Below are 12261 nucleotides of genomic sequence, written 5' to 3'. Positions count from 1 at the left end.
GCGCATACGTCGCACCGGACGAGAGGGTCGGGGCATCCCAACGGAGGTGCTTTGTGGACTTGTCACGACCGCTGGCCGGATTAGGCGCCACCCTGCTCGCCACGGCCCTGCTCGCGAACCCGGCCGCCGCCGCCCCTGCCGACCACGCCCCATCGACCCGCGACTTCGGCAACGGGCCGGAGCGCAACGAGGTCGCCGCCGACGACGCGACGATCAGCGCCCTGGCGGCGCGGACCCTGCCCGCGGAGGGGCAGGCGTCCACCTGGACGCTGAAGACCCGGAAGGGCTACCCGCGGCAGAACAGTCTGCCGGTCTACCCGGAGAACCCGGACGACAAGTCGATCAAGCTGGGGCTCATCCCGTACCACGCGATCGCCCCGAAGTTGAACGCCCTGCAGAAGGCGTCGGACCGCGTCTCCGCGGAGATCATCGGGAAGTCGGCCGGAGGCCGTGATCTGTACCTGGTGACCGTGACCGCGCCGGAGACCGCCACCGAGGCGGCCCGCCAGGACCGCTGGCGCGACCTGATCGAGGACGACCCGGCCGCCGCCAAGCGGGACCGGTCCCTGGCCGCCGGCTACAAGACGCCGGTGTGGATCAACGCGAACATCCACGGCAACGAATGGGAGGGCACCGACGGCTCGCTGCGCGTCATCGAGCGCCTGGCCACCGCCGGCGACGCCGCCACCCGGGACTTCCTCAAGCGCAGCCGGGTGTACGTGACCGTCACCAACAACCCGGACGGCAGGATCGCCGGGACCCGGGCGAACGGCGCCGGATTCGACATCAACCGGGACTACGCCACCAACTCGCAGCCCGAGTCGCGGGCCAACCGGGACGTGGTGATCGGCACCCAGCCGTTCGTGATGCTCGACGAGCACGGCTACACCGGGACGACGCTGATCGAGCCGGCCACCCCGCCGCACGGGCAGAACTACGAGTACGACCTGTACATCAAGCACGCCCTGCCGAACGCGCTCGGCATGGAGAAGGCCATCCAGCAGCTCGGCTACCCGGAGACGACCCGGGCGGACATCCCGTTCCGGGACTACGCGCCCGGTGACTGGGACGACTGGCCGCCGATCTTCACCCCGATGTACGCGATGTACCACGGCGCGATCGGCCACACCGTGGAGATCCCGCTGCGGGTCAACAACGCCGACTACACCGGCCTGCCGGTCGAGGAGCTGCAGCGCCGGGCCCGGATCAACACCGACGTGGCGGCCGCGACCATCCAGGCGGCGCTGAACTACGCCGACACCAACCGGAGGACGCTGCTCACCGACCAGATCGAGCAGTTCCGCCGGGGCTGGGCCGGAGCGCCCTCGCCGGTGATCCCGGACGGTTTCGTCGACGGGTTCGGCCCGGAGGACCGGTACTCGACGACGTTCCCGCGCGCCTACGTCATCCCGGCCGGCACGCCCGCCGCCGCCCGCCTGGTGAATCACCTGATCGCCAACGACATCCGGGTCACCGCCGCGCTGCACCCGTTCGCCCTCAACGGCAAGCGGTACCCGGGCGGCACCTACCTGGTCGACATGCACCAGCCGAAACGTGGCCTGGCGAACGTGTTCCTGGAGGCCGGGCGGGACATCTCCGACCTGGTCCCGCAGATGTACGACATCTCCGGCTGGAGCCACCGCCTGCTCTGGGGCGCCCCGGTCGACATCAGCCGCAGCGCCGCCCCGCGCGTCCTCACCCGGCCGGTGTCCCGGGCCGCTCTGACCGGCGCCGTCGACGCGCCGCGCGGCCGTGACCTGAGCCTGTCGCTGCGCGACGGCAACGATGTGCGTGCGGTCAACGAGCTGCTCACGCGGGGCGTCAAGGTGCGGCGTACGGGCGCGGCCACCGTCGTGGTCCCGGCCGACGCGCGGGCCACGGCCGCGTCGATCGCCAAAGCTCGGGGGGTACGGTTCACCGCCGCCCCGCGAGGCGCCACCGGTCCCGCCGTGGAGCAGCCGGTGATCGCCGCCGCCGTCTCCGCCGACGAGCTGTTCGCCCTGAAGGAGATGGGCTTCACGGTCCAGACCGTGTCCACGGCGATCCTCAACGCCGGGTTCGACCTGTCCGGCGCCGACACGCTGATCGTGTCGTCCGGCCTGTCCTACACCGGCCTCAACCCGGCCGCCCGGGCCGCCGTCGACGCGTTCCTGGCCCGTGGCGGCGGCATCGTCACCCGCGGGGCGACCGGCGCCGCCTTCAACGCCGCCGCGAAGGTGCTCCCGGCCACCGCGGTCACCGGCCGTGGCGACGCGAACGGCGTCGTCACGGTGACGAACGAGGGCCCGATCGTGGGCGCCGGCTCCCCGCCGCACTCGTTCGTCTACTCGCCGATCTGGTTCACCGGCAGCGGGTTCACCGTCGAGCAGCGGTACGGCGCGGACCCGCTGGTGGCCGGCCACTGGCTGCCGCTCGAGGACGGAACGAACGGCCCGGCTCAGGCCGCCGGTCAGGCCGCCGTCGTCTCCGGCCGCACCGCGGGCGGCGGCAACGCCGTCCTGTTCGGCACCGAGCCGCTGTTCCGCGCGCACCCGAAGGGCCTGTACGCCCAGTACGCCCGCGCCCTCTTCTGGACCGGCCGGTAGTTCTCCGCCACGGCGGGTCGTCAGGGACGCAACAGCACCTTGACGGCCCGCCGTTCGTCCATCGCGGCGTACGCCTCGGCCGCCTCGGACAGCGGCAGCTCCAGGTCGAAGACCTTCCCCGGCTGGATCCGACCGTCCAGAACCTCCGGCAGCAGCTCCTCGATGTAGCCGCGGACCGGCGCGACCCCGCCCCGCACCCCCACGTTGGTGCTGAACATCAGCGGCACCGGCAGCTCCGGGCCACCCGCCGGCACCCCGACGAACCCGATCTGGCCGCCCGGCCGCGCCGACCGCAGCGCCTGATCCATCGACTCCTTCGTGCCGACGCACTCCAGGACGATGTCCGGGCCGATCCCGCCGAACATCTCCTTCAGCTTCGTGATGCCCGCGTCGCCGCGTTCCGCGACGATGTCGGTGGCGCCGAACTCGCGGGCCAGCTTCTGCCGCGGCTCGTGCCGGGACATCGCGACGATCCGGGTCGCGCCGAGACGCTTCGCGGCGATCACCGCGGACAGGCCGACCGCGCCGTCCCCGACCACAGCGACCGTCGAGCCCTCGCGGACCCCGGCGGACACGGCGGCGTGGTGGCCGGTGCACATCACGTCCGACAGGGTCAGCAGGCCGGGGATCAGCGCCGGGTCCGGTTCGCCGCCGGGCACCACGACCAGGGTGCCGTCGGCCAGCGGAACCCGTACCCGCTCGCCCTGCCCGGCGTCGGCATAGCCCTCACCCTCGACCTCCGCACCCCACCAGCCGCCGTTCAGGCACGAGGTGCTGACGCCGTTGCGGCAGTTCACGCACGCATTGCAGCAGACGTAGAACGGGGCGATCACGAAGTCACCCACCTTGACCGTGGCGACCGCCGGGCCGGCCTCCTCGACGACACCGACGAACTCGTGGCCCATCCGGCGCTCCCCGGCGGTCTCGCGGATCCCGCGGTACCCCCACAGGTCCGAACCGCAGACACACGAGGCGACCACACGGACGATCGCGTCGCGCCCGGAGCCACCGGCCAGCAGAACCGGATCCGGCGCCGCCTGAACCCGTACGTCATGGTCCCCGTGCATGAATACCGCGCGCACCGCATCTCCTCGCTCATCCCACCAACAAGATCAACCCTACGTCTCCCGGCTGGTTCTCATGGTTGTCTCACCGCGCCCGAGACAGCCAGGAGAACCAGCCAGGGTTCGCCTGGATCTCCCGGCTGGTTCTGGTGGCTGTCTCGGCCGGGTGGAGACAGCCATGACGACCAGCCGGATAGCGTGCGGTGGTGATCGACGAATTCGTGCGGGCGGTTCGGGAGAAGGGCCTCGGGGCGTACGGGATACACCTGCACCGGGAAGGGCGGGCGCCGGTCGAGCACCGGTTCCGGTCGGATGATCGGGTCAACGTGTACTCGGTGGCGAAGACGTTCACGGCGGTGGCGCTGGGGCTGGCCGAGGCGGAAGGGCGGCTCGGACTCGACGACCGGCTGCTCGATCATCTGCCCGAGCTGCGGCCCCTGGCGGCGGACGGGTTCGAGGACGTGACGTTGCGGCAGCTGACCACGATGACCAGCGGGACCGGCCACCGGTGGTTCGCGCACCTGCGGATCGACGCGGCGGATCTGCTGCACGAGATCGTCGCGGCGCCGCTGGTGGCGAGGCCGGGAGCGCGGTTCTCGTACACCGGCTCCGGCCCTTATGCGGTAGGCCGTGTGATCGCCAGGGTGACCGGGGCGGATCTCCGGGCGTACCTCCTGCCTCGTCTCTTCCGACCGCTCGACCTGCACAATCCCGCCTGGCACACCTGCCCGCTGGGTTTCCCGTTCGCGGAGAGCGACCTGTTCCTGAAGACGGAGGAGCTGGCCCGGTTCGCCCGGCTGCTGCTGCAGGACGGCGAGTGGGAGGGGCGGCAGGTCCTGCCCGCTGAGTTCGTGCGCCGGATGCGCCACGAGAAGGTTGATGCGAGCTTCCGCAAAGCTCACGGGTACGGGCTGGGCGTGTGGCTGGACCGGAACGGCACGTACCGGATGGACGGCGCCTACGGCCAGTACGCCGTGATCGACCCGGCCCGCCGCGCCGCCGTGACCGTCACCGCCCACTCCGACGACGACGCGGCGCTGCTGGACGCCATCCACGACCTGGTGCTGGCCCGCCTCACCTAGGAACCGCTCTCAGCCGTCGCCCAGACCGGTCACGGCCGGCGAATGACCGGCCTGACGTACGGCCGGGCAAGCCAGCCGTCGCCCAGACCGGCTAAGCGGCTCCCGAAAGCGGCGTGAGCGACGGCTGACGAATCGGCCACACCGCCGCGAACCTCGCGGATGCGCGGGCTAGGCCGGTGGGCCGACGTGGTTGTCGAGCCAGGTGCGCAGCGGGCGGCTGCCACGCAGGAAGTCGGCGAGGCGGTCGCGGGCGGCCGCCGTGCCCATCCACGGGGCGGGATCCCATTCCTGCCAGGTGGTCAGGCCCTTGTGGCGGAGCAGTCCGATCCGGGGATGGTCCTTGGGGAAGCCGCGGGGCGCCGTCTTCAGCGTGCCGTGCCCGTGGACCGCGATGCCGGACTTCTCGATCTTCTCGATGAGGCCGGTCAGGCTGGGACCGAGGCGCGGGTCGGCGACCGCCCGCCGGTAGCGGGTGAGCTGGTCGGGTGACATCTGGTACATGCCGGAGCCGGCGGCGAGCCCGTCGGCGGACAGCTGGATGTAGCCCCCGGACTCCAGCCACGCGCCCAGGTGGGTCTTGTACGGCGTCTTGTCGGGGCTGAACCGCACGTCCCGGTACGGCCGGAAGATCTTGCCGGGGCCGAACTCCGGTTCCAGGTCGGCGAGCAGCTCCTCCATCGGACCGCGGACCCGGCTGTCGTAGAACGGTTTGTGCGCGGTCCAGTACGTCTTCGAGTTGTCGGCGGCGAGCCCCTCGTAGAACTCGAGGGCCTCACTCGGCCAGCCTGCGAACGTCACCCGCCCAGGATGCCACCACGCGCCGCGCCTCCCGGACCACGGCGAGGTCGATCATGCGGCCGCCGGCGTCCAGGCAGACCCCGCCGCCGGCCGCCTCGAACCGGGCGATCAGGTCGCGGGCGCGGGCGATCTCGGCGGCGGCCGGGGTGAACACCTCGTTGACGACCGGGATCTGCGCCGGATGGATGCAGGCGCGGCCGTAAAAACCCAGCCGCTTCAGGGCGATCGTGGAGCGGCGCAGCTCGTCGAGGTCACGGAAGTCGGTGCTGACCGCGGCGACGGGCGGTTCTATCCCGGCGGCGGCGGAGACGAGAACGACGGTGGACCGTACCAGCAGAAGCTCGTGATCGCCGGGGGTGACGCCGAGCTCCGCGCTCAGGTCGGCTTCGCCGATCTGCAGGCGGGTCACCCGGGGCGCGGCGGCGAGGTCGGCTGCGGCGAGGACGGCTTGCGGGGTCTCCAGGAGGGGTACGAGGCCGACCGCCCTCGACGGATCATGCTCGCCGAGGAGTTCCGCCAGGCCGGTGAGCTGGTCCCGGGACGCCTTGGCGACGACCAGCCCGCGCAGCGCCGGCGCGATCACGGTCCGCGCGTCCTCGAGCCCTGCCGTCCCGGTGTTGACCCGCACCCACACCGGCGCGCCGGCGGGCAGCCGGCGCAGCCATGCGGCGACCGTGTACCGGGCGGACTCCTTCTCCCCCGGCGGCACCGCGTCCTCCAGGTCGACGATCAGCGCGTCGGCGCCCCTGGCCAGGGCGGAGGCCAGCATCTTCGGCTGGTTGCCGGGCACGTACAGGAACGATCTCATCCGATCGTCGCCGTCCCGCCGAGCAGCGCGCGGGCGATGACGACCCGCTGGATGTCGTTGGTGCCCTCGCCGATCATCATCAGCGGGGCGTCCCGGTAGAGGCGTTCCACCACGAACTCCTTCGAGTACCCGTACCCGCCGTGCACCTGCATCGAGGTGAGCGCGCAGAACACCGCCGCCTCCGACGCGAACGCCTTCGCCATGCCGGCCTCCATGTCGGCCCGGTGGCCGCCGTCGGCACGGGACGCGGCCCAGTAGACGAGCAGCCGGGCGGCCTGCACCTGCGCCGCCATCTCGGCGATCTTGAGTTGTACGGCCTGGAAGTCCCCGATCGGCTTCCCGAACGCCGTCCGCTGCCCGGCATAGCGCAGCGCCTCGTCGTAGGCGGCCTGCGCGATGCCGAGCGCCCGCGCCGCCACGTTGATCCGGCCGCTCTCCAGCCCGGACAGCACCTGCTGCATGCCACGGCCCTCGATCCCGCCGAGCAGCTGCGACACCGGAACCCGGGCGTCGTCGAGCAGCACCTCGCACGACTCGGTGCCGTGGTAGCCGAGTTTCGGCAGGTCCCGTGCGACGGTGAAGCCGGGCGTGCCGGCGTCGACCAGGATCACCGACATGCCGCGGTGCGCGGGTGACGCCGACGGGTCGGTCTTGCACAGGACCGGCAGCGGGTCGGCGTGCCGGGCGTTGGTGATCCACGTCTTCCTGCCGTTGAGGACGTAACAATCCCCGTCGCGGGTGGCGACGGTGGCGATGCCCTGCAGGTCGGTCCCGGCGCCGGGTTCGGTCAGGGCGATTCCGGTACGCCGGGCGCCGCTCGCCAGATCCGGCAGGTACCTGGTCTTCTGCTCCTCGGTGCCGTGCCGCGCGATCAGCCGGCAGGACAGCGAATGGGAGCCGAGGATGCCGGCGATGCCCATCCAGCCTTTGGCGATCTCCTCGAAGGTCAGCGCGAAACTGACCATGTCGGCGCCGAGACCGCCGTACTCCTCGGGCACGGTCAGGCCGAAGAGCCCCATCCGCCGCATGGTCTCCACGATCTCGGTGGGGTACCGGCCGGACGCCTCCCACTCCTGCGCGACCGGCCGGATCTCCCGGTCCACGAAGTCGCGGAGCACGTCCCGGAACATCCGCTGCTCGTCGTCGAGTTCGAAGTCCACGGGTCACTCCGGGTCCTGGTCGTCGGGTTCGAACACCGGCACGTCGGGGCCCGGTGCGATGCGGACCCGCTGACCGATCCGCGGGTCCGGCTCGCGCACCAGGTGGGTGAGCAGGATCGGGCCTTCGGTGAGACGGACCCGGGCCAGGACGTACGGCTCCTCGCCCGCCCGGTGCACGACGGTGAAGCTGTCGACCGTCCCGGTGCCTGACGCCTGCACGCCGGCCGGTTCGCCGCTGCCGCAGCCGGCGCAGACCGGGCGCGGATAGAACTGGTATCGCCCGCACACGAGGCAGTGCTGAATCACCATCGGTCAGCTCCCAGGATCACCGTGGCGTGGCTGGAGAAGATGCCGCCGGTGCCGTGCGCGAGAGCCGTCCGCGCCCCGGCCACCTGACGGTCCCCGCACTCGCCACGCAGCTGCCGGACCGCCTCGACCAGCAGCAGCACCCCGAACTGGCCGGGGTGGCAGTAGGCCAGGCCGCCCCCGGTGGTGTTGTGCGGGACGGCCGCCGACAGGCCGGCTCCGGGTTCGGCGAACCCGAGTGCCTCCAGGCCGAGCGGCACCGCGATGGTGAACGCGTCGTACAGCTGCACCACGTCGATGTCGGCCGGGGACAGGCCGGCCCGCGCGAACGCCCGCCGGCCGGCGTCGATCGCGCCGGTCCGCAGCAGGTCGGGGGCGGTCGCCATGCCGGTGTGGGTGAGCGCCTCTCCGTAGCCGAGCACGTGCACCGGCCGTCTCGGCAGGTCCCGGGCCCGGTCCAGGGAGGTCAGCACGATCGCGCCGCCGCCGTCGGTGACCAGGCAGCAGTCCAGCCTGCCGAGCGGGCTGGAGATCATCGGGGCGGCCAGCACGTCGGCGACGGTGAGCGGGCCCAGGCCGTACGTCCACGCCCGGGGGTTGATCTGCGCCTTCTGCCGGGCGGCCACCGCGACGGTGGCCAGGTCGGCGCGGGTCAGGCCGTACTCGTGCAGGTAGCGCTGGGCGACCAGGGCGTAGTAGGAGATCGGGTAGAGCGGGCGGTACGGGGCCTCCCACACCGCCTCGGGCGTGCCGTCGTCGTGGACCGCGTCCAGCGAACGACTGCGGGCGGAACGCTGGTTCGAGGCGTACGAGATGACGACCGTACGGCACTGGCCGGCGGCGATGGCCTGGGCGGCGCGGGCCACGTACATCTCGAAGACCGCACCCCCGGCGAACGTCGAATCGCACCAGGCCGGCTCCAGTCCCAGCCAGTCGGCGAGTTGCGTCGCCGAGAACCGGGAGATGCCGTTGGTGGCGAGCCCGTCCACGTCGGTGAGGGTCAGGCCGGCGTCCTCGAGCGCCCTTCGGATGGCCTGGGTCTGCAGGTCCAGGACGGTCTTCCCGGTCCGGCCCAGGTCGCATTCGGCGGCCCCCACGATGGCGACCCCGGTCATGGCAGGCGCAGAGTCGCTGCGGCGGGCGCGACAGCGATCCGGCCGTCGCCGGCGACCTCGACCCGCAGGTCCAGTTCGGCCCGGCCCGGCTCGCCGCCGGTCACCGTGCCGGCGCAGCGGATCGTCTCCCCGGCGAAGACCGGGCTCCGGAACCGGAACGACAACGCCGTGATCACCGCGTCCGGGCCGAACCATTCCCGCAGGGCGATCGCCAGGTACGCGCCGAACACCTGACCGTCCACGACCGGCTTCTCCAGGCCGCGTTCCCGCAGGTAGTCGCGGTCGTAGTGGAGCCGGTGCCAGTCCCACGTCGCCCCCGCGTAGGCGATCATGTCCGGCAGCTCGATCGTCCGCTCGAAGACCAGCTCACCGCTCGACATGGATCAGCGTCTCCTCGTTGACGGCCAGAACCCGGCCGGACTGATCGGAGTACGTGGCGACGGACGTGACCACGAGCATCCGCTTCCCGCCGCCGGTGACCCGTTCGGTGATGTCCGCCAGCCGCCAGCGGGCGGTGATCACGTCACCGGGTCCGACCGGGCGCTCGAACCGGTAGCTGTTCCCGCCCCGGACCAGCCGGGTGCCCGGCACGTCCAGGTCCCAGCCGTGCCCGGCGTAGCCGTCGGCGTCCCGGGGCAGGCCCGCGTACTGGTTGGTCTCACAGATCAGCGTCGGCGGCGCCACGTCCCCGGCCAGGTACGCCGGATCGGTGTCGCCGGTGGCGAGCGCGAAATAGCGGATCGCGGCCCGGCCGAGCGGTTCCGGCGCGGTGTAGACCCGCTCCTCCCCGATCCGCGCGGCCAGCTCCGCCGTCAGCAGCGTCATGCGGTCACCGCCGTCGGCACCGTCTCGAGCAGGAACTCCGGGCGCAGCAGGGCCGAGCAGACGACAGCGGTGACGACGGCGTCCGGGAAGTGTTCCGCCCGCAGGGACGCCGTGCGCGGATAGTCGGCGACGGCTGCCGGGGTCAGGTATTCGACCAGGTGGACGACGTCCGCTCCGGGGCCCGCCTTGGCCAGGACGGTCCGGATGCTCTGGTAGATGTACTCGGCCTGGGCGACCAGATCGCCCTCGTGGACAGCCTGCTGGCTGACCGGGTCGAGCGCCCCGAAGCCGGACAAGAAGACCGATCGTTCTTTCTGTACCGCCGGCTGGTAGGTGAGGGTGTCGTACCGGGCCCACCCCGGATTGAGCGCCGTCAACGGCCCTGTCACGGCGACCGCGTCCAGGGAGACCTGAGCGCCGGGTTCGACCGGGAGGTCCACCAGGATTCCGGCCGCCCCGGGATACACCGGCCCCAGCAGTTCCCTGCGGGGCCTGCCGCACCGCGGATAGTCGGCGCGCGTCGCAGTGGCCGTGTAGTCGACGGTCCGGACCAGCGCGCCGATGTCCGTTCCGGCGGCCTCCAGCAGGGCGGCGACCCGTTCCAGGCACCACCGGTACTGCTCCCGGAAGTCACCGCCGGTGGTGTGCACGCTCGGGAGATGGACGATGCCGTCCGCCACCCGGATCACGTCGTCACCGGCGGTGTGCAGGTCGCCGCCGCCGGGATGAGCGACGACGGCGACCGCGTACGGGGCGTCCGTGCCGACGATCGCCTCGACCGGGACGCGCGAGACCGGGACCCGATGCTCCCCGAGCGCTTTTCGCCGTGCCGTGTCCAGGGCGGCCGGGTCGGCGAGGGCGGCCGCCGTGACGTACTCGGTCACGTGCACGACGTCACCGGCAGTCACCTCGAGATGGTCGTAGCCGGGCACCGCCGGCAGGTACACGGTCACGTCAGGCACCCTTCGATCCGGTCGAGCAGTTCCACCACAGCGGCTTCGGAAGCGGTCAGCGCGCCGGCCGCGGCGAACACCGCGTCCGCGTGGGAGCCGAGGTTCGCGGCCGCCTTGGCGCGCACTCCCCCGCCGGCCGGCCGCTCCACCCGGGCCACCCGGCCGTCACCCGCGACGATGCCCGGCGCCTCGGCCGCGACGCCATCGGCGGCCCCGGTCACCACCGTGATCCGGGACGCCAGGCCGAGGATCTCCGGCCGGTCCAGGTCCTCGAAAGTGTCCAGGTCAACCCGGCCGTCGACCACCATGGCGGCGACGCACCAGTAGACGCTGAACTTCGCCTCGTAGGCGCTGCGCGGTCGCCGCTTCCCCACCCCGCCGACGATCGTCACAGCATCCGGATGCAACGTCACGGTCAACGCCGACGGCGCCGAGCCACTGAACTCGCGTGCCGCGTCGATCGAGGCGTGCGCGAGTTGGCAGGCCGGGTACGGCTTGATCCCGATCCGCATCACTTCCCACCGCCCGGCCGTGTTTCTCCGGCTGGTTGTCAGGGCTGTCTCGACCGCTCTGAGACAGCCCTGACAACCAGCCGCACAAGATTCACCGCGATCCGGGTGGGCTCGGCCGGCGGACGGAACGGTGCCGGGAGAGGGCGCGGCGGGTGGAGAGGTGTGGTGCGGGCTCGTGGGAGGGGCGGTGGGCGGAAGGTCGCTGAGGAGGGTGGTCAGATCGGGGGCGCGGCCGGTCATCGTACGGAAGAGGCCGTAGTCGCCGTCGAGGGCGCCGGCCGGACCGGTGGCGCCGGCGGCGGCGAGGCGGGCGGCCAGGATGCCGTTCGCGGCGGCGGTGCCGGGGTGAAGTTGTTTGGTGCTCGCGGGACTGTGCAGGAACTCGAGGAGGCCACTCGCGCCGCTGGCCGCGATGCCGATCGCGTGCGCCATGCGGGTCTCGTCGAGGCCGATCAGCTTCCCGGCGGTCACCGCGGCGCCGATGACCCCGCACATCGAGGTGGCGTGCAGCCCGCGGGCGTGGAACCCGTGCGGCGCCGCCGACCCGAGCCGGCAGACGATCTCCAGACCCGCGGCCAGGGCGGTGATCAGGTCGCTGCCGCGTGCTCCGGTCTGTTCTGCCACGGCGAGCGCGACCGGTACGGTCACCGCACTCGCATGAACCAGCCCACCCGCGTGGGTGTCGTCGAAGTCGAGCGCGTGCACCGCCACCGCGTTGCCGAACGCCGCCGCGACCGCCCCGACCCGCTCCCCGCCGAACAGCCGTGCCTCGGGCGGGCCGCCGAGCCCGCGCGCGACGGTGAGCGCGGGTTCGGCGGCACCGCGTCCGATCGCGGCCACCGCACAGCCGACCGCGTCGATCAGATGCTCCCGAACCGCCTCGACGACCGTGTCCGGCAGATGTTCCGCGGCGAGCCCGGCAGCCCACCGCGCCAGCACCACGGCTGCGGGGTCTGCCGCGCCCGGACCGCGAGCAACGACGGGGTCAACGGCATCAAGGCCGCCGCTATCGGCTTCTATATCCGAAAAATCGGTCATGCCGCCTCCGCCTCG

General features: G+C 72.3%; 12 protein-coding genes. 2 read left to right on the top strand and 10 right to left on the bottom strand.

All coding sequences use genetic code 11. The features are described 5' to 3' along the window. The first annotated feature begins 53 nt into the window (after positions 1-53). The gene (locus ACZ3II_RS17905) at positions 54-2585 is read left to right on the top strand and encodes a M14 family zinc carboxypeptidase (protein ID WP_465518758.1); all 2532 of its coding nucleotides are present in this window, start codon (positions 54-56) and stop codon (positions 2583-2585) included. A 20-nt stretch (positions 2586-2605) separates the two neighbouring features. Here the strand turns inward: ACZ3II_RS17905 and ACZ3II_RS17900 are convergent, their stop codons facing one another. After that, a complete protein-coding gene (locus ACZ3II_RS17900) occupies positions 2606-3667 on the bottom strand; it encodes a zinc-dependent alcohol dehydrogenase family protein (protein ID WP_465518757.1) in 1062 nt (353 codons plus the stop codon). Between the two features lie 188 nt (positions 3668-3855). On the opposite strand from ACZ3II_RS17900, the gene ACZ3II_RS17895 reads away from it, so the two are divergent. Beyond that, positions 3856-4731, top strand: coding sequence for a serine hydrolase domain-containing protein (locus tag ACZ3II_RS17895; protein ID WP_465518756.1), 876 nt, complete (start codon positions 3856-3858; stop codon positions 4729-4731). Between the two features lie 168 nt (positions 4732-4899). Here the strand turns inward: ACZ3II_RS17895 and ACZ3II_RS17890 are convergent, their stop codons facing one another. Genes ACZ3II_RS17890 through ACZ3II_RS17850 form a run of 9 tightly spaced genes read right to left on the bottom strand, consistent with a single transcriptional unit; the run spans position 4900 to position 12150 of the window. After that, positions 4900-5529, bottom strand: a complete 630-nt coding sequence (locus ACZ3II_RS17890; protein ID WP_465518755.1) for a DUF2461 domain-containing protein — start codon at positions 5527-5529, stop codon at positions 4900-4902. After that, complete coding sequence (locus ACZ3II_RS17885) at positions 5504-6337, bottom strand: HpcH/HpaI aldolase/citrate lyase family protein (RefSeq protein WP_465518754.1); 834 nt, start codon at positions 6335-6337, stop codon at positions 5504-5506. The genes ACZ3II_RS17890 and ACZ3II_RS17885 overlap by 26 nt, the downstream gene beginning before the upstream one ends. Beyond that, the gene (locus ACZ3II_RS17880; protein ID WP_465518753.1) at positions 6334-7497 is read right to left on the bottom strand and encodes an acyl-CoA dehydrogenase family protein; all 1164 of its coding nucleotides are present in this window, start codon (positions 7495-7497) and stop codon (positions 6334-6336) included. The genes ACZ3II_RS17885 and ACZ3II_RS17880 overlap by 4 nt, the downstream gene beginning before the upstream one ends. A 3-nt stretch (positions 7498-7500) precedes the next feature. After that, positions 7501-7806 (bottom strand): Zn-ribbon domain-containing OB-fold protein, encoded by a 306-nt coding sequence (locus ACZ3II_RS17875; RefSeq protein WP_465518752.1) that lies wholly within the window; start codon positions 7804-7806, stop codon positions 7501-7503. Then, positions 7800-8918, bottom strand: coding sequence for a thiolase C-terminal domain-containing protein (locus ACZ3II_RS17870; protein WP_465518751.1), 1119 nt, complete (start codon positions 8916-8918; stop codon positions 7800-7802). The genes ACZ3II_RS17875 and ACZ3II_RS17870 overlap by 7 nt, the downstream gene beginning before the upstream one ends. Continuing rightward, entirely contained in the window at positions 8915-9298 is a 384-nt protein-coding gene (locus tag ACZ3II_RS17865) for a MaoC/PaaZ C-terminal domain-containing protein (protein WP_465518750.1), read from the bottom strand. Before ACZ3II_RS17865 ends, ACZ3II_RS17870 begins: the two co-directional genes overlap by 4 nt. Beyond that, complete coding sequence (locus ACZ3II_RS17860; protein ID WP_465518749.1) at positions 9285-9743, bottom strand: FAS1-like dehydratase domain-containing protein; 459 nt, start codon at positions 9741-9743, stop codon at positions 9285-9287. The genes ACZ3II_RS17865 and ACZ3II_RS17860 overlap by 14 nt, the downstream gene beginning before the upstream one ends. After that, positions 9740-10696, bottom strand: a complete 957-nt coding sequence (locus ACZ3II_RS17855; protein WP_465518748.1) for a RidA family protein — start codon at positions 10694-10696, stop codon at positions 9740-9742. Before ACZ3II_RS17855 ends, ACZ3II_RS17860 begins: the two co-directional genes overlap by 4 nt. Continuing rightward, positions 10693-12150, bottom strand: a complete 1458-nt coding sequence (locus tag ACZ3II_RS17850) for an MmgE/PrpD family protein (RefSeq protein WP_465518747.1) — start codon at positions 12148-12150, stop codon at positions 10693-10695. Before ACZ3II_RS17850 ends, ACZ3II_RS17855 begins: the two co-directional genes overlap by 4 nt. Between the last annotated feature and the right edge of the window lie 111 nt (positions 12151-12261).

Source organism: Actinoplanes sp. NPDC019969 (genome assembly GCF_055562375.1).
This window is presented reverse-complemented; position numbering and strand designations above follow the sequence as displayed.

Coding starts and splice junctions, on each gene's coding strand:
- ACZ3II_RS17860 (WP_465518749.1), bottom strand. CDS start 9,743: ATGACGCTGCTGACGGCGGAGCTGGCCGCGCGGATCGGGGAGGAGCGG.
- ACZ3II_RS17870 (WP_465518751.1), bottom strand. CDS start 8,918: ATGACCGGGGTCGCCATCGTGGGGGCCGCCGAATGCGACCTGGGCCGG.
- ACZ3II_RS17865 (WP_465518750.1), bottom strand. CDS start 9,298: ATGTCGAGCGGTGAGCTGGTCTTCGAGCGGACGATCGAGCTGCCGGAC.
- ACZ3II_RS17875 (WP_465518752.1), bottom strand. CDS start 7,806: ATGGTGATTCAGCACTGCCTCGTGTGCGGGCGATACCAGTTCTATCCG.
- ACZ3II_RS17885 (WP_465518754.1), bottom strand. CDS start 6,337: ATGAGATCGTTCCTGTACGTGCCCGGCAACCAGCCGAAGATGCTGGCC.